Origin of the sequence: Thermoleptolyngbya sichuanensis A183, from assembly GCF_013177315.1 — a bacterium.
GTDB classification, from domain to species: Bacteria; Cyanobacteriota; Cyanobacteriia; order Elainellales; family Elainellaceae; genus Thermoleptolyngbya; species Thermoleptolyngbya sichuanensis.
This window is the reverse complement of sequence record NZ_CP053661.1, coordinates 3,374,714-3,396,484: the sequence shown is the minus strand read 5'-3', so window position 1 is coordinate 3,396,484 and position 21,771 is coordinate 3,374,714. Positions and strand designations below refer to the sequence as shown.

Annotated in this window: 15 protein-coding genes; 6 read left to right on the top strand and 9 right to left on the bottom strand. The window is 59.3% G+C overall.

What is annotated here, in order from left to right:
- Positions 1-130: 130 nt before the first annotated feature.
- The 3 genes from HPC62_RS14150 to HPC62_RS14140 form a co-directional block, all read right to left on the bottom strand.
- A complete protein-coding gene (locus HPC62_RS14150) occupies positions 131-1,111 on the bottom strand; it encodes a ribonuclease Z (RefSeq protein ID WP_172356698.1) in 981 nt (326 codons plus the stop codon).
- 319 nt (positions 1,112-1,430) lie between these two features.
- Positions 1,431-2,831 (bottom strand): magnesium transporter, encoded by a 1,401-nt coding sequence (mgtE, locus tag HPC62_RS14145; protein WP_225906692.1) that lies wholly within the window; start codon positions 2,829-2,831, stop codon positions 1,431-1,433.
- Between the two features lie 452 nt (positions 2,832-3,283).
- Positions 3,284-5,152, bottom strand: a complete 1,869-nt coding sequence (locus HPC62_RS14140; protein WP_172356696.1) for an ArnT family glycosyltransferase — start codon at positions 5,150-5,152, stop codon at positions 3,284-3,286.
- 216 nt (positions 5,153-5,368) lie between these two features.
- On the opposite strand from HPC62_RS14140, the gene HPC62_RS14135 reads away from it, so the two are divergent.
- Positions 5,369-6,214 carry an LmeA family phospholipid-binding protein gene (locus HPC62_RS14135; protein ID WP_172356694.1) on the top strand — a complete coding sequence of 282 codons (846 nt, stop codon included), beginning with the start codon at positions 5,369-5,371 and terminating at the stop codon, positions 6,212-6,214.
- 50 nt (positions 6,215-6,264) lie between these two features.
- Here the strand turns inward: HPC62_RS14135 and HPC62_RS14130 are convergent, their stop codons facing one another.
- Positions 6,265-6,654: a DUF1823 family protein gene (locus HPC62_RS14130; protein WP_172356692.1), complete on the bottom strand. Its 390-nt coding sequence runs from the start codon at positions 6,652-6,654 to the stop codon at positions 6,265-6,267.
- Between the two features lie 211 nt (positions 6,655-6,865).
- Between HPC62_RS14130 and HPC62_RS14125 the strand changes: the two genes are divergently transcribed.
- Together HPC62_RS14125 and aroB are read left to right on the top strand one after the other, a co-directional pair.
- The gene (locus HPC62_RS14125; protein ID WP_205370158.1) at positions 6,866-7,915 is read left to right on the top strand and encodes a hypothetical protein; all 1,050 of its coding nucleotides are present in this window, start codon (positions 6,866-6,868) and stop codon (positions 7,913-7,915) included.
- Positions 7,915-9,018: a 3-dehydroquinate synthase gene (gene aroB, locus HPC62_RS14120; protein ID WP_172356687.1), complete on the top strand. Its 1,104-nt coding sequence runs from the start codon at positions 7,915-7,917 to the stop codon at positions 9,016-9,018. The genes HPC62_RS14125 and aroB overlap by 1 nt, the downstream gene beginning before the upstream one ends.
- Positions 9,019-9,224: 206 nt before the next feature.
- On the opposite strand, the gene HPC62_RS14115 is transcribed toward aroB, so the two are convergent.
- Positions 9,225-9,584: a thioredoxin family protein gene (locus HPC62_RS14115; protein WP_172356685.1), complete on the bottom strand. Its 360-nt coding sequence runs from the start codon at positions 9,582-9,584 to the stop codon at positions 9,225-9,227.
- 58 nt (positions 9,585-9,642) lie between these two features.
- Positions 9,643-10,353: an NnrU family protein gene (locus HPC62_RS14110; RefSeq protein ID WP_172358954.1), complete on the bottom strand. Its 711-nt coding sequence runs from the start codon at positions 10,351-10,353 to the stop codon at positions 9,643-9,645.
- Positions 10,354-10,905: 552 nt separating this feature from the next.
- Between HPC62_RS14110 and HPC62_RS14105 the strand changes: the two genes are divergently transcribed.
- The 3 genes from HPC62_RS14105 to HPC62_RS14095 all read left to right on the top strand — a co-directional run bounded on the left by HPC62_RS14105 (position 10,906) and on the right by HPC62_RS14095 (position 14,223).
- Positions 10,906-11,586: a DUF4129 domain-containing protein gene (locus tag HPC62_RS14105; RefSeq protein WP_172356683.1), complete on the top strand. Its 681-nt coding sequence runs from the start codon at positions 10,906-10,908 to the stop codon at positions 11,584-11,586.
- Positions 11,587-11,649: 63 nt separating this feature from the next.
- A complete protein-coding gene (locus HPC62_RS14100; protein WP_172356681.1) occupies positions 11,650-12,861 on the top strand; it encodes a DUF4350 domain-containing protein in 1,212 nt (403 codons plus the stop codon).
- 420 nt (positions 12,862-13,281) lie between these two features.
- The gene (locus HPC62_RS14095) at positions 13,282-14,223 is read left to right on the top strand and encodes an AAA family ATPase (protein ID WP_172356679.1); all 942 of its coding nucleotides are present in this window, start codon (positions 13,282-13,284) and stop codon (positions 14,221-14,223) included.
- A gap of 74 nt (positions 14,224-14,297) precedes the next feature.
- On the opposite strand, the gene HPC62_RS14090 is transcribed toward HPC62_RS14095, so the two are convergent.
- From HPC62_RS14090 to HPC62_RS14080, 3 genes are all read right to left on the bottom strand, one after another.
- The gene (locus HPC62_RS14090; protein ID WP_172356677.1) at positions 14,298-16,985 is read right to left on the bottom strand and encodes a CPBP family intramembrane glutamic endopeptidase; all 2,688 of its coding nucleotides are present in this window, start codon (positions 16,983-16,985) and stop codon (positions 14,298-14,300) included.
- A gap of 14 nt (positions 16,986-16,999) precedes the next feature.
- Positions 17,000-20,806, bottom strand: a complete 3,807-nt coding sequence (locus HPC62_RS14085) for a CAAX protease (protein ID WP_172356675.1) — start codon at positions 20,804-20,806, stop codon at positions 17,000-17,002.
- 213 nt (positions 20,807-21,019) lie between these two features.
- Positions 21,020-21,691 carry a response regulator transcription factor gene (locus HPC62_RS14080; protein ID WP_172356673.1) on the bottom strand — a complete coding sequence of 224 codons (672 nt, stop codon included), beginning with the start codon at positions 21,689-21,691 and terminating at the stop codon, positions 21,020-21,022.
- Positions 21,692-21,771 lie beyond the last annotated feature (80 nt).

Genomic DNA, 21,771 nt, shown 5'->3' with positions numbered 1-21,771 from the left:
TTTTGGACGATTTCTCGCGGGCTGCGCCCGCGAGAAATCGTCCAACTGCGTAGGTCCTAAATGAATCTGGATTTTTGGGTTTTGGATTTTGGGTTTGAAGGACGAATGGTTGAGAGATTCAGTGGCTGGGTTAGCGTCGGGACGGGGATGGAGGGCGGCGACTGGCCGTGAGGGCAGCGGGGCGGCGGCGCGGAATTTCGTGAGTGTAAAAATCTTGTGCCATAAGGGTGTTTGGGAAAATAGCGCGGGCCTCGGTGAGCAAATCTTCGAGGGCGATCGCATTTCCAGGGGCATAGCGCGGGCTGAAATGGGTCATGATGAGCTGCTGCACGCCCGCATTCAGCGCCACCTGTGCCGCCATTGTGGAGGTGGAATGGAGCCGCTGATAGGCCAGTTCGGCATCTTGATGGGCAAACGTCGCCTCGTGAACCAGCACATCGGCATCCCGCGCCAGTTCCACCGCACTGTCGCAGTAAATGGTATCTGTGCAATAGACAAACTTGCGCCCGATCTGCACCTCGCCGCAGAGGTCTGCGCCATTGATCTGGCGGCCGTCGGGCAGCGTCACCACTTCCCCCCGTTTCAGCCGACCATAGAGCGGGCCAGAGGGAATGCCCAGTGCCTCGGCTTGCTCTACGTTGAAGCGGCCGGGTCGGTCTTTTTCTGATACGCGATAGCCAAAGGCTGGAACGCGGTGCGTCAGCGCCTCGCAGCTCACCACATACTCGGCATCTTCAAACACCACACCCGGTTCGACCGTGTGAACCTTGACAGGATAGGAGAAGTGGGTCTGGGAATAGCGGCCGCAGGCCCGCAAATAGTCATCCAGCTTTGGCGGGCCATAGACATCGATGCGCGTGGGGTTGCCCGCCAGCCCAATGCTCGACAGCAGCCCCATCAGCCCGTAGATGTGGTCGCCGTGCATATGGGTAATAAAAATGCGGCTGATCTGGCTGATGCGGATATCGCTCCGCAAAATCTGATGCTGAGTGCCTTCGCCACAGTCAAACAGCCAGGTTTCTGCCCGCTGCGGCAGTTGCAGCGCGATGCTCGACACATTGCGCGATCGCGTTGGCACCCCCGAACTGGTTCCCAAAAACGTAATTTGCAAAGCCCGACTTTATCCCCCATGCTCAACGTGTTTCCTATCCTCAGGACTTACGCACTTGCGATAATCTTTCTAGGTTCTGAACGATTTCTCGCGGGCGCAGCCCGCGAGAAATCGTTCAACTGCGTAAGTCCTAATCCTACTGGGCAAGTCAGTTGCAGGCTATATGACTGGCCCAAAGCTTACTCTTCCCCTTTCATATTGCACCAATCTCGCAGGCTTCTGGGTCTTGCGCTGATGCTAGATTCCGTTCTTCAAAAAAAACTGAAGATTCGGAGGCATCTAATCAACCCTTCTTCTCAACCCTTCTTCTCCAACTCTGCTACAGCTTGAGGATCAGCCGAGCCACGTTTAAGTAAATCATCACGCCGAGGACATCAACAAACGTGGTGATGAACGGGGCCGACATGAGGGCGGGGTCGAACCCCAGCCGCTGGAACAGGAAGGGCAGGCTAGAACCCGCCACTGAAGCCAAGACGGAAATGCTCACCAGACTCGTACCGACGGCGATCGCCACTACGAGATTTCCCTGCAACAGATACGCCCACAGCAGCACTACCGCGCCTAGCATGATGCCCAGAAACGCCCCGGCGATCGCCTCTCGTCCTATCACCGCCCAGGGTTTAGTAGAGCGCAGTTCGTCAGTATTCAGCCCGCGAATGATGACTGTAGACGACTGTGCGCCCACGTTGCCGCCCGTGCCAATCAGCAGCGGGATAAACGCCGTCAGGGCTACCACCTGCTCCAGTACGTCCTGCTGGCTGCGAATCACGGCACTCGTCCCCGTATTGGTAATCAGCAGCACCAGCAGCCAGACCACCCGCCGCTGTGCCACCGTCAGCAGATTGGTCTGAAAGTAGCTGGCATCGCCCGACTGCACGCCGCCCAGTTGGTAGATCTCTTTCGTGGCCTCAGCCTCCAGCACATCCAGCACGTCGTCTACCGTGACAATGCCCACCAGCCGTCGCTCGGCATCCACCACGGGCAGCGCCAAAAAGTCGTACCGCTGGATCAGCCGCGCCACGTCTTCTTGGGCTGTGTCTGTTTGCACGCTGACCACCTCGCGCACCATAATGTCGCCGATGGTCTGCTCTGGCTGGGCTACCACTAGGTCGCGCAGGGAGAGGATGCCCGTCAGCCGCCGGGAGCTGTCCGTGACGTAGAGGTAATAGATCATTTCGCTGGCGCGGGCGAGGCTGCGGATGTGCGCGAGCGCCTGGGTTGCGTCCCACCCTTCCTCTAGGGAAATGTATTCGGGGGTCATGATGCGCCCAGCGGTGCCCGGTTCATAGCCCAGCAGCAGGGCCGTTGCGCCACGCTCCTTGGGGCTAAGCTGCGACAATAGCCGCGTCACGACCTTAGCGGGCAGCTCGTCGAACAGGCGGGCGCGGTCGTCGGGCGACATCTGCTCCACGATATCCAGCACGTCCTGGCCGCGAAACTCTTCGATCAGCGATTGCTGTACCTCTAGGTCGAGGTATTCGTACACCTCAATGGCTTCGTCTTTGGGCAACAGGCGAAAGGCGATCGCCTGTAGAGGGTTGGGCAAATCCTCGATTGCTTCGGCAATGTCGGCCGGCTGTGCGGGCGCGAGCAGGGCTTTGGCTTCTGGCAGGTTGTTGGCTTCTAGCAATAGCTGGAGTTGCGATCGCACGATGGGCCGCAACTCAGTTTGGGAAAGGCTTGGGGAACCCGACGGAGACTCGTTTTTAAGAGCGGTCAAGGGTGTTTGAAAAGGCGAGATGGGGTAGGACTGGCAGATGATCTATGGTGATTTGGGGCGATCGCGCTGGCTCTCGCTTGTTATCTCAGTGTAGAACGAGTAGGTAAAACGAGTGGGTAAAACGAGTGGGGCGATCGCCTTAATCTTGTCCCGAATCTCGTCGGATAGATCAATCGTTACTTGATTTTTCTTCGTAACCACGCGAATAATCCCTGCTTGCCTCTATTCAAGGCTATTTCCTTATGTTTTAATTAGGGTAAGGTACTTATAAGTACATATATTCAAAAGAGGAGGAATAACCCACGACCCACCTCACCGATGATGAAGTAGCGCTGCTAAAATCCCTGCTCATTGCCCTGCGGAGCATCAAAATCCGCGACATCGACAAGGCCCTGGTGATTCTGGCAGGGCAGATCGGGTCCGCAAGTCTTGAGCGGATTGTTGGGGAGCGTTTAGTTGGGCTGGGGCGGCGGCAGCGCCACGGGCAGTTGCAGGCGCACTAGGTCATACTTGCCCGCTTCGGCCAGCAGCGTCATCTGCTCCGGTGGCAGGTTCAGGTCTTCGATTTTGTAGCCCAGCCCCACCAGCAGCATCGACGGCGGATCGCCCTGGCCGCGAGACTGGCGACGAATGTAGGCGATCGCCGTTTCCTGGCGCTGGGCAAAGAAAATCGGTCGATGTCCATAAAACACCAGACTCGGCTTGTGTAAGCCCGCCATCATGATTGGCTCGTCGGGCTGCTGCTGTTCCACAATTTCGGCGGCAAGCTGGCGCAGGGGCAGTTGGCGATGAATGTCCAGAATATCCATCAGCGGAAACACAAACAGCAGCAGCGTCAGCGCCATTGCCGCTAGGTTTACGCCCCACAGCCAGCACCCCTGTCGTCGGATTAACAGGGCGATCGCCCCCAGCAGCGCCAACCCCCAGATCACCGTGCCCATGATGGGCAGCCCCGACCGGGTGATAGCTTCCTCTAGTCCGCGCACGGCGTTGTCGCTGTCTAGCCAGGGGGCGCTGTTGTAGCTGGCGATTGCCAATGCCGCCAGCAGCAGCAAATTCAGCCCGTGGCTCAGCGCCATGCCCCAGCCAGCGCGGGGTCGATGCAGCAGCAGATCACTCCAAAACAGCGCAACCAGAATGGCGATCGCCGGATAGAGCGGCAGCACATAGCTGGGCAGCTTGGTGACGGCGATGGTGAAAAAGCCAAAAATCACCGCTGCCCAGATCAGCGCAAATAGCCCAAGCTGGGTGCGGCGGTCTTCTGCCTGCCAGCGCGACCGTCGCCAAAACCGCAGTCGGGCGATCGCCGCAGGCAAATGCGCGGAATAGGGCGCAAACCCCACCAGCAGCACCACGACGTAGAAATACCAGGGCGCACGGTGCTGGTTCACCACGCGGGTAAAGCGCTCGACGTTGTGATAGCCAAAGAAGGCGTTGATGAACTTGTCGCCATTGGCAAGGGTGACGAGGATATACCAGGGCAGGGCGATCGCCAGAAACACCAGCCCGCCCCGCAACGGGCGCATGTCCCTCAGCACGGTTCGCCCGTTGCCCAGATACAGCAAAAACGCCGCCACCGTCGCCCCCGGCAGCACCACGCCCACGGGCCCCTTCGTCAGCACGCCCAGTCCACACAGCACAAAAAACGCCAGATACCAGCGCTCTTTTGCCCTCAGTGAATCTGGCGACGCGGCATAGCCCCAGAAAAATGCCAGCAGCGCCCCGCCCACGCAGGCACTCAGCAGCATATCCGAAACGCCCGTCCGCGCCCAGGCAATGGTCTGCAAGTTCAGCGCCATCAGCCCAGAGCCAAGGACGGCGGGGAACCAGTGGAATTTGAGGGATGGCGGGGATGGGGCGGATGACGGGGATGGCGGAGATGGGGCGATCGCCTCCTCACCGTCTGGCTCTGCCTTTGCGGACAAGCCGGGTCGGGAATAGCCAAACCGCAGCAGGGTGAAGAAGCCGAAGACCACCAGCGCCGCAGCAGACAGGGCAGAAGGCAGCCGGACGGCCCATTCGTTGACCCCAAGCGTTTTGTAGGCGATCGCCATCAGCCAGTAGATCAGCGGCGGCTTGTCAAATCGAGGCTTTTCGTTAAAGTACGGCGTGATCCAGTCGCCCGTTTCCACCATTTGGCGCGTCGCTTCGGCAAACAGTGGCTCGGTTTCGTCCACCAGCCCAATGCTGCCCAGTTGCCAAAAGAAGCCCAACCCGCAGAGCAGCCCCAGCCACGCCGCCACCAGCCCCCATCTCAGCATCGGGCGCTTGTCGAGGTGCTGGAGCCAGGGGCGGAGGTGGGGAAACGCGAACGAGGTCATGGGTCAGCGCAGGCGGGGAAGAGGGGAAAAATACCGTTCCCATCATCGCATCATCGCCCCTTCTGTACATCCTCAATCCGTCTCAATCCGTTGTACAGGCTGGACCCTACGCTCAAACTTCAAAGGTGGGGCAATCCCTACTCTGGTGTGGATAGAGTGGACAGAAGGGGGGGATGACGCGGGCGCTACACTGGAGGAAGCGAATCTGTAGGCCCGATGACCCATTTTCAACCGCAATCCTCTGACCCGACCACGGCCGACTACGAGGCTCCGGCGCTCGACCCGCAGGCTCCGGCGAGTTTGCCCGATCCGGATCGCAACCTGCCCGTGCCGCGCCAGAGCCATATCATTAGCACGATTCTGACTCCGGCGCTGCGGCTGTGGCTGCGATCGCAGGTGGAACACGTAGACGACCTGAATTTGCTGATTGAGGGGGGCGATCGCCAGTTGCTCACGGGTCTGATTCCCCGCGTCACGATTTCGGCGCGAAACGTGGTCTATCGCGGGCTATACCTGGAGCGCATCACCCTGGTCGGCCGCGGCATCAAGGTCAACTTTCGGCAAATCTTGCGGGGCAAGCCGCTCCAGCTAGAGCGAGCCGTCCCGGTGCAGGCAGAAGTGCACCTGTCGCAGCAAGACCTGAACGACTCGCTCCAGGGGCCTCTGCTGGCAGGCGTGGTGAACGATCTGCTGCTGAATTTGCTGAAGGCGGGAGCCGCGCCGGATCTGGTCACGCCAGATGGCAAAACGCCGATTTTGCTGGACGACTTTCGCGCCAAAGTTGCCCCAGGGCTGTTGACGCTGGGTGCGGCGCTGGTGTCGAGCAATCAGGGCAGTCCGGTTCCCTTCATCATCCGCACCGGACTCCGCACCACGAACGGGCAGCAGCTTCATCTGGTGAATCCGGAGTGGCTGCCTACGCCCAAGGCAAAGCGCGGGCTGGCGCTGCACGATTTAGACGGATTTGCGCTGGAGTTGGGCAGTGATGTGGAGATTCAAGACCTGGAGTTGGGCGATCGCCACTTGGTCTGTCGCGGCAAGATCAACGTTTTGCCCGAATAGTTTTGCCCGAATAGTTTTGCCCGAATAATGGCCGACTGCACAGCGGCAAGTTAGCCGGAGGGATTCTGCTCGGTCTGCTGGTCTTTCATGTAGCCCAATAGCCAGTTGGCAATCGTGGCGCGGCGCGTTTTGCGGGGCACGAGTTCGCCCACCTTATAGCCACCAAAGCCGAGTTGCTCTTTCAAAAGCTGCTTGTTTTCGGGCGCAATGGAGCGGGTCAGCTTGACGGTGGCCGGGCGGCTGTCGATAAAGTCAGGCGGCTCTGGGTAAGCGTTGCGCCAGTCTTCGGATACGGCGGCAGTGTCCCAGGAGCCGTCTTCGCGCTGGCGATAGCCCAGGCAGTGCCACACCAGTCGATTGGCGGTGGCATCGTCGAGGGTGTCATTGAGGATGGCCCACACGGTTTCGACTGTGAGGGACGGTGGATTTGTAGTACTCATGGCGCTGATGGCGAATTGCGTCTGTCGGTGCAGTCGGTCTGCGAAATATGCAAAAATCATGACACGCAGTGAAGCGCATTGCAGCGTTTCGCAAGTTGGGTTTTGCAAGTTGGGTTTCGCAGGTCGGGATAGAGGGGCGATCGCCCAGCTTCTTTCCCGGCGCTGCGCTTCAGATCTCTTTATCAGATCTCTTCAAAGGTATCCCGTGGAATTGATTAACGGTCCTTACCAGATTCCGCCGCCGAAGGGGTGGTCGCCACCTGTGGAGCCTGTTCCCCCTGCTCAGGCATCTGCACATCAGACCTCTCCGAATCTGCCGCTTTACCCAATCGAATATCGACCCATTTCGCCGCCGATCGGGTCGCGTCCGGTAGGCGCAACTGTGCCGCCGCCGATTGGGTCAACCCCTGCGAACCTACCGATTCAGCCGCCGATTGGATCACGTCCGGTGGGCGAAATGATTCAGCCGCCGATCGGGTCGCGTCCGATAAACTCGCCGATTCAGCCGCCGATTGGATCAACTCCTGTGGGCGCAACTGTGCCGCCGCCGATTGGATCGACTCCTGTAAACTTGCCGATTCAGCCGCCGATCGGGTCAACTCCTGCGAACCTACCGATTCAGCCGCCGATTGGGTCGCATCCGGTGGGCGCAACTGTGCCGCCGCCGATTGGGTCGCATCCGATGGGCGCAACTGTGCCGCCGCCGATCGGGTCAACCCCTGCGAATCTGCCGATTCAGCCGCCAATTGGGTCACCTCCTGTTGGCGCAACGATTCGGCCACCGATCGGGTCGCGTCCGGTTGGCTCAACGCTGCAACCGCCGATTGGGGCTGCACCTGTGGACTATTACCGGCCGCCCTCGGTGGGGGCGTATCCGTCGGATTATGCGATCGCCCCTCCAGTTGGAGCGCACGGGGCCCAGCCTGCTGGAATGCCTGTGCGTCCCCCGGTTGGCGCTACGCCTGCGGAATACGCGGTTGCGCCGCCAATTGGTTCGCGTCCGCAGCAGCAGCCCCTGCCGCCGCCCGTGGGGGCCTACCCGTCGGATTACAGCATTGCGCCGCCCGTGGGTTCCCAGCCCCTACCCCACGCAGTGCCCCCCCCGGTGGGTGGAGGCTCGACCGAGAAGGTGCTGTCGCCGCCGATTAGCTGGGTGCCGCCGACCCATGCTGCGGGCCAGGCCGTGCCGCCGCCCGTAGGGGGCCCGCCCAAAGATGAAACCCTGGGCTATTGGCAGTCTTACGGAGCGAAGCAGGATTGATGAACGCTGTGATTTCGGTGGATCTGCCGCAAAATTCCTACGAGGTGGCGATCGCCCCCGGCAGTCTGTCGCAATTGGGAGCCTGGCTCCAGCCGTTGGGATTGGGGCGCAAGCTGATGCTGGTGTCGAACCCGATGATTTTTCGGCGCTATGGCGAAGGGGCGATCGCCTCGCTGGAGGCGGCCGGCTTCGACGTGTGCCACGCGCTGATTCCGGCGGGTGAGCGCTACAAGACGCTGGGTTCGATTCAGAAACTCTACGATGTGGCGCTGGCCCATCGGCTAGAGCGATCGTCGGCGGTTGTGGCGCTGGGCGGCGGCGTGGTGGGCGACATGGCGGGCTTTGCGGCGGCCACCTGGCTGCGGGGCATCCGGTTTGTGCAAGTGCCGACCTCGCTGCTGGCGATGGTGGATGCCTCCATCGGCGGCAAAACCGGGGTAAACCATCCCCACGGCAAGAACCTGATCGGCGCGTTTCACCAGCCGCGCCTGGTGCTGATCGACCCGGAGGTGCTGGCGACGCTGCCGCCCCGTGAGTTTCGCGCAGGCATGGCAGAGGTGATCAAGTATGGCGTGATTTGGGATGCCGACCTGTTTCAACAGCTAGAGCAGGCAAAGCGACTGGATCAGCAGCGCTATGTCTCGCCAGAACTCATGCAGACGATCTTGACGCGATCCTGTCAGGCAAAGGCGCACGTCGTCAGCAAGGACGAGAAGGAGGCGGGCCTGCGGGCAATTCTCAACTACGGGCACACGATTGGGCACGCAGTGGAAAGCCTGACGGGTTACAAGTTGGTGAATCACGGCGAGGCGGTGGGCATTGGCATGGTGGCGGCAGGGGCGATCGCCCTCCAACTGAACCTATGGGATGCAGACTCTAACCGTCGCCAAACCGCGCTGATTCAGAAAGCGGGCCTGCCTACGCGCCTGCCCGCTGGACTCGACCTAGAGGACATCATTGCTACCCTGCAAACCGACAAGAAGGTGAAGGCGGGCCAGGTGCGGTTTATCCTGCCGACGCAAATCGGCACGGTGATTGAGACTGACCAGGCTACGCCAGCGGTGATTCGCAAGGTGCTGCTGGCAATGGCTGAAGCGGCTTAGAAAAAGCTTAGAAGAAAAAATCTTAGAAGAATTCTAGACAGGCAGCTTCACGTCAACGCCCTGGTATAGAGGCTGGATTGAAAAGACGTAATTGCGGGGCAACTTGCGAGGCAACTTGCAGGGCGATCGCTACACAGGCTCACCCGTGCAGCGACGAAGGATATCTGGAGTATACGAATTGGGGTATAGCAAACTCGCTAGGCGTGCTATGCCGTGTAGCTGTAGCTGCCCAGCAGAGAAGCAAGCACCGCATGGAAAGACTCGGAGGCATTGCGGATGTCGTCTCGACTGGCGAAATGATCAAACCGATGCAGCACCCTGTCCCCTTCCACCAGCAGCAGCGTGGGCAGCGTCGTCAGCCGATAGGTATTTGCCAGCTTAAAGTTTTCGTCGGCGTTGATCGTCACCAGCTTGATCTGTCCGCCCCATTCTGCCTGAAGCTGATTCAGCATCGGGTTCATGAGCCGACATAGCCCACACCAAGGGGCCCAGAAGTTGATCAAAACTGGGGTCGAAGATTCCAAAACTTCTTTCGAGAAATTGCTTTCGTTAACAGAGAGTGGCATAGGAGTTTTTAAGAAGAAAGGTTAAAAACCAGCAGGGGATCAATCGGGGATCACACGATTACCCTAGATTACCTGTTGCTTGGATGAATAGCGGGTGGGCAAACCAGAATAGCAATACAAAAATCGCCACGCCGACATAGGCGGGGCGAAGAAACTCTTTGAATTCGAGCGTTTGACGACCATCGAGAATTGCTAAAAAGGGAATGACCGATGTGCGGGCTTTGACCGCTGCAAACGCTTCGCCGTAGCGCTGGGTCAGGCGGCGATCGCCATGCCACACGCCAAACAGGTGATGCAGAATCAGTCCCGCAGACGTGACCAGCATGAAGGTCGTCCCCAGCCACAGCGTATGGGCAATACACCAGATCACCTGTCCCACCATCTGTGGATGGCGGGTAATCCGAATAATGCCCGTTTCATAGAGATGAACTTGAGGTTTTTGAATAGCCGCAATTTCTAGCAGATTAAACGTAGCCGGATAGAGAAACAGGAACGAAATCGCCGACAGCGCCCACACCAGCGGTTCCACCCCTGGTACACCCTGCACATTCCACAGTCGCAGCCCGTCGTAGCGGTGCTGGATAAAGTAGACAATGAGCAGCGTGGCTAGGGGCAGGCTGACTAGCGCAAAAATCACTCGATAGGGACGTGCCCCGATGCGTTTTTCGGCATAGGGGCGCAAGGCCGCGAGGCCGCTATGGGCGATCGCAAACCCGATCAAAAGCCCAAACATTACAAAGTGGCTGGAGGTAAGCCAGTCGTCACGCATGAGATGAGAAGCCAAGTCGGGAGATCAGGGGGTACAGTGGCAGCGGTTACGGAGACAAGTCCGTCAAACGGGCAAACCGGGCAGCATAATCCTGGTCTGTAACCTGGTTTATAACCTGGTCTGTAAGATCAGCATCAAAACCAGCCAGATTTTGAGCCAACCACAGCAGGGATCAAAACTCCCTTCGTGTTACAGGATACAGGTTCCTGCATATTCAGCCAATGCTAATTTCGCCAAAATGGGAAGATTCTTGATCCCAAATTGATCCTAAAGTTTCATTCCGACAGAAAACGCAGAATTACGGGTTCCAGTCCGTGGCTCATTTGTGGCTCATTTGTGACTCATTTTTAAGCAAAACGACCTGTTTGCCTTCCAGAAAGCTAGGACTTACGCAGTTGGACGATTTCTCGCGGGCGGCGCCCGCGAGAAATCGTCCAAAACCCAGAAAATTTAATCGCAAGTGCGTAAGTCCTAAAAGCATCCATTGATTGGGCAATTGTGTCGATTCCCTTGCCCCCTGATATTTTAGGGAGAGAGTGAACAGCCGATGCGATGGGTATTGCAGTGAGTCTTACGGTCTATTTAACGGCCTATTTAGCCGTCTATTCAGCAGGGGCGATCGCCACCGCAGCGCCAGAGGCCGCAGGCACCTTTGCCAAAACGAGTCTGGATTGGCAGGTGCAGCGATCGCTCCAGCAGGTGGGCGAGTGGATCGAGTGGGTGCTGTTTGGTGAAAGCCCGAACCGCCCCAATTTCTCAGGCTGGATGCCGCCAGAGTGGGTCTTGCAGGCGCTGTTTTGGGGGATTGTGGGGCTACTGGGAATTTGGGCTGCATGGTGGCTCGTGCAGTGGCTACGGCCTTATTGGGAGGCATTTCAGCGGCAGCAGGGCCGGGCGATCGCCCCCATGCCCCCAGCCCCAGCGCCGGATCTCAGCACTGCCGAATGGCTGGCCCGATCGCAGGCGGCCCAGCGCCAGGGCGACTATCGAGAAGCCTGCCGAGCGCTGTATCATGCCGCGCTGCATCGACTGAGCGATCGCCACCAGATTTCGCCCCTGCCCAGCCGCACAGATGGCGAATATCTCAACTTGCTGAATGCGCTGCCCAATGCTCAGCCCTATGAAGTGCTCATTCGCACCCACGAGCGGCTCTGTTTCAGCCCGACTCCGGTTTCGGCAGCAGCCTTCGAGCAGTGTGAGCGGGCCTACCGGGAAATTTCGACTTCCCAGTAGCAATCTTGCAAATTTTGTCGAAATCTTGCGGAAGTGTTGCTATGAATTTGCTATGAAGCTGCCATGAAGCTGAACCGTCGCGCCTGGATTGTTCTATCAGTTGCACTGGCGACGCTGGTGGTCTTGAGTGCGATCGCCGCTCCCAGCACCCGCCTGCGAGCCGGATCGACCTACGGCCGCGCCCCCGGCGGCTATGGAGCCTGGTTTGCCTACATGCAGGCGCAGGGAACCCCCGTGCAGCGGTGGCAGCGCCCCTTTGAGGACTTATTGGAGCTGCCCGATTCCAGCCTGCCCGAAGCCATGCCCATTTCGGCCCATGCTCAGAGTCCGGGGAGCGGCGCTGGCAATCCTCCGTCCCCTGGCTCTGGGGAAAATCCGGGGGCAGGTTCCTCCCTCGACGATCGCCCGGCGGAGCCGATGACGCTGGTGGGCATTGCGCCGCTCGTGGAGCAATTATTACGCCCCGACGAGGCCTGGCTGCGGCGGGGCAACGTGCTGGTGCTGGTGGGTGTGCGATCGCCCGTCACGGGCGCACCCTTTCGATCGGTCTTGCCCACCCCCCAGGGCGAGGTGACCGTGGAAACCACCCGCCGTCAGGCTCCGTCGCCCGGACTCAATGCCCGCTTGAGCGATTCGTTTGGACTCGTTGCGTGGGAGCAGACGGTGGGCGCAGGCAAAGTTATCCGCGTTGCCACGCCCCACCTGGCCGCCAATGCCTATCAGGACGAGCCGGGAAACTTCTCGTTTCTGGCCAATCTGGTGACAGAACCGGGGTATCCCGTCTGGGTAGACGAATATATCCACGGTTATCGTGACCCCCAGAGAGAGGCTGCGACCGGGCGATCGCCCCAATCCGTTTGGGCATACCTGAGCCGCACGCCGATCGCGCTGCTAGTTGTGCAATCCTTGGTGCTGCTGATGCTAGCGGTGTGGGCTGGCAATCGCCGCATGGGACAGCCGCTGCCTGACCCACCGCCCAAACTGGACAACAGCGAAGCCTACATCCAGGCCCTCGGCACTGTCCTCCGCAAAGCCAAATCGACCGAATTTGTAATCGACATCCTCTGCAAGGCTGAACAGATCAATCTCCAGCGATCGCTCGGCCTGGGCACTATTCCCGCCGACCTGCTCACCCTCTCCCAAGCCTGGGAGCAGCACACCGGCCGCCCCGCCGCCGAACTCCGCCGCCTGCTCAACCCAGAGCGAAAGAAACGGCTGGGCGATCGCGCTTTGCTGGACTGGGTGCGTCGGGTGCAGGCGTTGAGGCGGGAGTGATGGCATGATGGCGGCATGGTGGACTGGTGGGTTGGTTGGCAGATTGGAGTGACGGAGTGACGCAGGCGGCAGATAGCGAGATGATGGAAGGATAAAAGGAGGCTACTGTCGGACAGACCTCTCGATTGTTTGCATAAGGCTCTGTTTGCATAAGGCTCTGAAAAATCCCCCTTAAATCCCCCTTAACTAAGGGGGACTTCCGAGCCAGTCCTCCCTGCTGCGGGTCACTCCGGGTTCGGTTCCCCCCTTAAACAAGGGGGGCTAGGGGGGATCAAAGCATCGCCGCTCAAGCCTAGAAGACTTGTGTATACCCAGTAGATGAAAGCAGGAGAGTAAGATTTCAGATGCCCTGCTCGCCCGGACTCCTATAACTTCTATAAAAAGTCCTCCCAGATCTGTTACTCCAGCACCCCACGCTCTATGCCCAACCCCTTCCAGACCCTCGCCCAAGCGCTCGATCGCGTTGTCGTTGGACAGGCTGCCCTGTCGCAGCAATTGCTGGTGGCGCTGCTGTGTGGCGGGCACGTCATCCTGGAAGGTGTGCCGGGAACGGGCAAAACGCTGATGGTGAAAGTGCTGGCGCGGCTAGTGCAAGGCGATTTTCGGCGGATTCAGCTCACGCCTGATATCCTGCCGTCGGATATTTTGGGCACGAATATTTTCGACCTGAATACGCGCAGCTTCAGCCTCAAAAAAGGGCCGATTTTTACCCAAATCCTGCTGGCAGACGAGATCAACCGCACGCCGCCCAAAACCCAGGCTGCGCTGCTGGAGGCGATGGAAGAACAGCAGGTGACACTGGATGGCGAGAGTTTGCCATTGCCAGACCTGTTTTGGGTCATTGCCACGCAAAACCCGCTGGAGTTTGAAGGAACTTATCCGCTGCCCGAAGCCCAGCTGGATCGTTTTTTGTTCAAGCTGGTGGTGGATTATCCCGACCCCAAGGCAGAGCGACAAATGCTGGTCAACGCGCAGGCGGGACTGCAAAATCGGCGGCTCGACCTGAGCCGAATCAAGCCCGTCATGTCGGTTGAGCAAGTCCTGAAAGCCCGTCAGCAGGTTCGCGCCGTGCAAATGACCGATGCCCTGGTGGATTATCTGCTGGCGCTGGTGCAGCGGAGCCGACAGCATCCGGATCTGGGGCTGGGTGCATCGCCCCGCTCGGCGGTGGCCTGGCTGCAAGCCAGCAAAGCTAGGGCATGGCTAGAGGGGCGCGATTTCGTTACCCCAGACGACGTGAAGGCGATCGCCCGTCCGCTTCTTCGCCATCGTCTCATCCTCCGCCCCGAAGCCCAGCTTGACGGGCAGCAGGTGGATGAGGTGATTACCTCGCTGTTGGGTCAGGTGGCAGTTCCCCGATAGGATGGGAGATAGGAGAAGGATCAGTCATCTAGACTTGTTCAGGCTTGTCAGGACTCATCTAGACTTATCTGTACTTATCCGTCGGCCTTGTGCCACTTTAAGACAGACGGCGTGTGCTGCCAGCCGCCCAGCAGCAGCCACCACGCGCTGACGGCGATCCAGTGCAGGGCAATAATTGTCCATGCCGATTCAGTCAGACGATAGGTCAGAATAGTGGCTATTCCCAGAAGCATACTGAGCACCAGTCGCAGCGGAGCAGTTTTGTCTTGCTGCTTTGTCAGCCGGAGATACAGCCAGCGGTATAGCACGTATAGCCCCAGCGCCAGCAGTGCCCAGCTCCACCAGCGCCATTCAGCAATCCAGGGTTTGGGATAGGGAATCAGCAAAACGCGAAACAGGTATTCTTCCAGGAACGCGGGCACGAATAGAAATTTGACCAGCGTTAGCAAAGTCTGCACCCAAGATAAGGAGGCGGGGTTCCAGGTCAGGAGATGTTTGACGGCAGGAGATGGAGCGTTTTTTTGAACAGCGCGGGTAAGGGCGATCGCCACCACGCCAAACGCCAGCAAGACCGTCAGCATGATGAGCCAATCTACGACGCGAGGAATCGTCGCGCCGCCGAAGGTGCGATGCACCAGGAACGTGAGTAGGGGCAGTTCCGTGAAGGGCAATTTCCAGCCGCCAAAAATCAGCGTCGCCTCCAGGGGCGCAATGCCGGGGTCGTTGCCGCCGACCTGGTTGGGCCGCAGAAACCAGAGCTTTGCGCCGTTGGTGAGAAACAGCATGGCCAGTTCGTCGTGGGCCTGGCGGGGCATGGCGGTGCGCCAGCTAATCAGCCCCGTCAGCAGATTGCGGATTTGGAAATCGTCGATGCTGATGAATTTGCCGGGGTCTTCGTCGGGCGATTCGCGCAGCGCCCCCTCTGGAGATCGCACGCCCATTAGCACGTCGGCATTTTGCGCCCAGTCCCAGCGCAGGATTCCCATCGGCATCAGTTGTTTTTCCAAATCTCGTCCCAGCCGTGCCAGCCGCCGAAACCGCTGCGTGGTGGGGTTGTCGGGGTTTGCCCGTAGCCATTCCATGACTTGGGGATTGTTGGCAACGGTCTGGCGGAAGCGCTGAATCGCCAGAAACATTCCCTGCGCCGAGTCCTGCACACAAGACGCAGCCGAGGTAATGGTCGAATCGCCCGTGCCGTCGCCAATGCGATAGCGGGCCCCGATCAGGCTCAGTTCGCCCAGCAGTTCGTTAAAAAAGGACAGTCGAGTGCCGCCAAAGTCGTAGTCTTCGGTCAGCGTGTCGAGCTTGACTAGCACATCCGACACGGGGCGCGTTCCGGCTTTGCCGCGAATCAGGCTGCCCATATAGTTGTGCCAGGTGTTTGCGCCGGAGAGGGTGCCGTCGGAGCCGTTGCCATAGACCTGGAGGTAGTCCAGGTTAAAGATGAGTTCGTTCGTGAATGGATCGCGCACCACCTGCCCCAAGCCAAAGGAAAAGTGCCCCGCGTAGGTTCCCAGAATCAGCAATTCACGGGCTTTGTGGCTACCGCCGCGTCCGCCATATAGGTGCATGAGCAAAGCGCGATCGCCCTCTTTCCATTCAGCTTTGGCGTTCTCTGACGTATTCGCGCTGGCATCAATCAGGACGCTCTGAATCGTTCCCTTGCGCTGCTCTACGGACTGCCAGTTGCGGAAGTTAATGTAATCCAGCCCTTTGCGAAAATCGAGGATTGTTTGCTGGGGCTGGAGTTGCACCAGCATTCGTGGCTGCATGGATTGCACCGTGAATTTCCCTGTGCGATCGGGCGATCCGGTGATATACCAGCCTGCATCCGCGACAGGCGATCGCACCAGGTCACGAGTCGTTGCGTTAAACACGCCGTCTTTATCTTGTGGCTGTTGCGGAACGCGAATAATTTCCTCTGCCCCGTCAAACTGGCGTGAGGTGGGGTTGTAGTGGCGCACTCGAAAATCATCACTCTCGCAGGGCAGTTCACCGGGACACTGGGCGGGCAGATCGGCAGGATTTGCAGGCGGCACGGGTTCGAGAAACTTCACTAGCCCGATGTATCGTCCGGTTTCCTGAACGGGTTCGCGCACCACGCGCAGCGTCGGCGATGCACCCGGTTGTCCTTCTGGCGTGACCCGGCCGCGCAGCACCACCGTCACGTCGTCGTAGGGATGGCCCCCCGCCAGCGATTGCAGCGGCCCGATGCGATCGCGCCCATTTAGCCGAATCGGGTGGATGATGCCCTTTTCCAGCGTCTTTTGCACAGCGGGCGGAAACCGTACATCGCGGGAGGCTTTGGCCACGTAGGCCTGGGTGAGGGGAGTTGGCTGCCAGGCCAGGCGCACGGTTTGCCCCACCCAGTCGCGATATTCCGCAGGCGCAAGGTGGACTTCGAGCCAGGCCCAGTCGGTTTCCCGCGTCGCGGCGGCGGTCTGCTGATACGCTCCTGCACTGGGCAAAATCAGCCGACCCACCCAGTCCCCCAGCGGACGATAAGCGTCAGACGGCTGCGCGGCGATGGGGTAATAGTCGGGCTGGTTGAAGGGCGCAATGACCGTGGAGGCGTATTGGGAAGGGAAGAGCGAAAGATGTTGTGGAGGTTCGCTGGCTTGCAGGGGCGTGTCTCGCAGGAGTGTGTATAGAGGCGTGTATGGAGGCGTGTATAGAGGCATGAACGCGAAGGCGATCGCGCTAATCGCCGAAACCCAGAGCCAGCGTTCCCATCGCCGTGCTGTTCTCATTCGTCGCCGCATTCCGAAACCTCATGCTATAGCGTCATCGGTGCAATCGGTTCAATATCTGGATCGTATCCACCGACCTGGTTCGTTCGCAGTACCCATATGGATGCACCATGTTTCAGAAACGCATGGGCGATCGCATCACTAGCTTTGCGCGGCAGGATGGTTCGCCAACTGCCTAGCCCAATCCACAGGTTCCGCAAGGGATAGTCTTCTAGCGTGCTGCCGAGGTTGTACTCGCTGCGTTCCCAGTCGCGTCGCAGTCCGCCAAAAGATTGCAGCTTACCTTCCAGATCCTTGCCCAATTCTCGAAGCTGCTGAAACTGTCGCGCCTGCTCTGGCTCTTGCAGCAAGAGTTCCAGAATGCGGGGATTTTCGCGCAGGGTGCGTTCTGTGTTGCGAATACTGGCAAATAGCGCCTGATTGGAATCCTGGGAACAGTTATAGGCGGCGTTGACATAGGTTCCGCCCGTGCCGTCGCCAATTCGATAGCGGGCCGTCATCACCTGCAACTGTCGCTCTAGCAAGTCCAGCGGCGAAACCAAGACATTGCCGATTTTGTAAGGGTTGGTGTAGGCGGGCAGCTTGATCAGCAGGTCGCAGATTGGGCGCGTGCCCAGCCAGCCAAACTGGCGATCGCCCAAGTAGCGCGACCAGTGCAGCGTGCCTGCCACCAGCCCGTCGGTGTTTTGCGTATAGACCTGGTAATAGCAAATATCGAACTGGCGTTCGTCCGCCAGCGGCTCGTGGATGACGGTCGCCACGCCGTAGGCAAAGTGCCCAAAGAAAATCGGCGTGGCCGCGGCGGGTTCCTTTTTCTCGCCGCCGATGCCGCCGTAGGTATGCAGCACCAGCGCCTCGTCGCCCACGCGCCATTCGTCGATCGCCGCCTGGATTGCCGCATCCGACCCGTTGGACAGGCCGCTGCACAGCACCGACGCAATCTTGCCCTTTTGGGCCGCGATGTCCGCCCAGGTCTGCTTGCGGATGTAGTGGTAGGCTGCTTTGCTGCCAAACAGCACCGATTCGGGTTGCAGGCGGAACAGGGCACGGGGGGCGATCGCCTGCACCACAAACGCACCCGCCGCGTCCTTCGCGCCGTAGACGTACCAGCCTGTCTCGTTGTAGGGCGATTTTTCCAGGTCGCGGGTGGTCGAGGGATAGCTGCCATAGGCCTTGGCCAACACCACCTCTGGCAGCCGCATCGTTTCCAGCTTGCCGCTAAACTGCCGCGTTGCCCGGTCAAAATGCGTCACCACAAACTGGTCGCTACCCGCCACTGGCTGCTCAAATCGCACCAGCGCGTAGAACCGTCCCGTAATTTGCACAGGCGTATCGGCAATCAGCAGCACGTCGCCCTGCACCACCACAGGCGGTTCCAGCCGCACGATCAGATCATCCACCGGATGCCCCGCCGCCAGCGACTCCAGCGCGTTCACCCGCCGCCAGTGGTTGAGCCGATCGGGATGCACCATGCCGCCGTAGCGACTGCTGAATTCTGCCTCGGCGCTAAAGTGGACATCCTTCACGACCGAGTTCATGCTCTTTTGCACATTGGGGTAGTCTACCCAGCGCAGCCGTACTCGCTCTCCCACCAAGTAGCGGTAGCCCTCTGGGGCGTGGTGAACCTCCAGCCAGGTTCCCTGGACGTGCGATCGCTCTTCTGGCTTAGGCAAAATGAGCCGACCCATCCACTCACCGATGGGGCGATACCACTGGGGATCCACGGTTTGGGCGATTGGATAATAGTCGGGGCGGTTGAACGCGGCTGCCTGGTACAGGGCATAATTGCTGGGCGTTTGGGGAATCATGTCGCCGGCCCGCAGCGCCTCCCCCCGCAAAATTTGCAGAATCGTCTCGATGGTCTGCTGCAAATGGGTGCGACCGTCGGGTAGCGTTGCCTGGGGATCCATATATCCACCGGGAACTTGGTGACCGACCGGCCCAGCCGAGAGAACGGTGACTTTGCCCTTGCGCTTGCCCCGATTCCAGTAGGACAGCGGAAACAGCTTCCAGCGGCCAGGAAAGATGATGGGGCCGACCCGCTCCACCACATCCTTATCGCCGACGATGTGATAAAGATGCTCCAGCACCAGCACGTTGTTGTTGGCGCTCATTACGCCGCCCAGAGAAATCACGTCGATGGGAGCATTGGTAGACCGCTTTAGGTAGGGCGCAGCCGCCACAGACATTTCGCCACCGCCGCTATAGCCCAGCAGCGTAATCGGCACACGGCTGCCGGGCCGATAGCCCCGGCGCACCAGCCCGTCGAAAATCACCTGGGCAATGCCCTGGTTATAGATGGGGCCATAGCGCTTATCGGACGACACCGCCACGATCAGCACGTTTCGCAGATTCACCAGCATCCCCAGCAGCGCCGCTGGGTTGTTCCACCGCATCTTGTCTGCCAGTCGCCACAAAAACGCCAGCGGCCGGTCTTCATACAGCGGGCGATTCAGCACCGAATACATCATCAGACCCTCAACCAGTTCTACATCTTTGGGCAGAGCGGGCTTGAGAGCATTCAAAAAGTCTTCGATATCGGGGGTGTATTCTTCGCCCGACTGGGCAATGCCGTCCAGATATACCAGATAATGATTGATTTGCGGGATGTAGGGGTCAGGGCGATATTGCTCCGCGGCGCCGGGGCGATCGCCCGCTTGCAACCCCTTCAAGCTGGTTTGAGCAGTTTCATACTCATTTTCATGCCCATACTCATACCCATGTAGAGATGCATTCACCGCTGTTGCATCCAACTCGTCGCCATACCAACCGGCCCACCAGCCCAGCGACTCCAGCGGCGCGATGATTCCCGCAAACACCGTCGCCACCACGCCAATCCAGGCTAAATCAAACGTTAGACGAAACGGGGTCGGCAGGCCGTTATACCAGCCAAACAGCCCATCCCGCACTGGGCGCATCAGCACAAAAACTAGCCAGAAGGCGATCGCCAGCGCCAACAGCCCCAGCACCACCTTCACCACCTGGGGAACGCCGCGTGTTTGATAGTCAAGCTGTAACACGGGGTCATTTGCTTCCGGCACGTCCACCGGACGCAGCGAATAGCCAGAAGACGGCTGCTCCAGCACCGCCTGAGACACGCTGCGAGCCGCCTCCGGATGCGATCGTCCCGCAGCCGCCACCAACTGACGCACCTCCGGCAAAGCCACATCCGACGGGGGAATAATTGGCTCTGCGGGGCGGGTCCCAGACAAAACGCGCTCCCGCAGTTCACGAGAGTCTTTAGCCAGTTCGACCCCCGCCACGCGATCGGCCAGACGGCGACCAAACTCGGCAATCGGCTGGGCGATCGTGCCTTCCAAAAGTTGCTTGACGACCCAGCCCAGCAGCACATAGGCCAGGGCTTCGCTGGCGCTGAGCCGAACCACCACCGCAACCCCTACCAGCATCGACAGCAAGTTCCACACTGACAGCAAATTCTGAATCGGGTAGCCCAGGTAGGGCAGCGCTCCTAGAAACCCAAACAGCAGCGGCGCATAGCCCAGCCCTAGCACCGTCACCAGCGTCGGCAAGGGCACCCGCACAAACCCCGGCAGCAGCCCAATGAGCCAAGTGCTGAGGGCGAGAAACAGAAACCCAAAGGCAAATAGAACAGCATTTAGCAGCAGGCTAAAGACAAAGCGGCTGGGCTTGACGCGGTTGACAAATAGAATGATGCTCTGCCCCACCCCTAGCGATAGCCCCGCCAGCAGCACAATTAGCAGCGCCAGCCAAAAGCCGCCGGGCAGTGTCACAGCCCGCCGAAATGCATCAGATTGTAGCGAAAAAGCTCCGCCGATCAGCTCAGCCGCCTGATTCCACGCTGTATCAGCCATGATTTCACTCCTAAATAACGCAATGGGCGATCTTGCTGACCGCCAGGCCGTTGCTGCGATAATAAACCGCACCGCGCAAATTCAGAAGTTAAATTGCCATAAAAAATTGCCCTAAAGCAAATTCACGCAAGCGCTCAAGTCGAAACTGCTCCTTTGGCAATGCCATTGCAGTAGTGCAGTAGCCGCTATTCCACTAGGGCTATTCCACTGGGGCTATTCCACCAGATGGTGATCCATCACGTAGCGGACGAGTTCGGCGCGGTTGCTGGTGTTGGTCTTGCGGAGGAGGCTGCTGACGTATTTTTCGACCGTGCGGGGGCTGAGGTGGAGGCGATCGCCAATTTGTGAATTCGACAGACCATCCGCCAGCAGCGACAGTACCCCCTGTTCTCGCAGCGTTAGACCCAAATCGCTCTCTGGTTCCGCAGCGGACGGCTCCTCGGCTGATCGATGCGTGCCAGACTCCGCCGCCTGCGACGCGCGGATCTGCCGTCGCCATTCGGTCTGGATCAGCTGCGATCGCTCCAGCAAATTTCGCACCACCGCCCCCAACTCCTTCAGGTCAAATGGCTTCGGCAGATAGGCATCACACCCAAGCTGATAGCCCCGAATGCGTTCCTCTGTGCGGCTCAGCGCCGTCAGAAAAATCACAGGCAAAAGCCGCAGCGCGGGCTGCGATCGCACCTGTCGCACCAGCTCAAACCCATCCATCCGGGGCATGGCCACGTCAGTCACAATCAAATGCGGCTGCACTTGATCGACCAAGGCCAGGGCCTGCTCACCGTTTTCCGCCATCACCACAAGATAGCCAGACAACTCTAAGTAGTCGCCAATCGAAAGCCGGGTGCCCAGATCATCATCCACTACCAGAATCGTCAGAGGCATTGCGGAGAGCCTGAGTTCAGAACCATTGAGTTAGTACAATAAATACAATAATTTCCACCGATTTCCACTAGCCTAAGCCA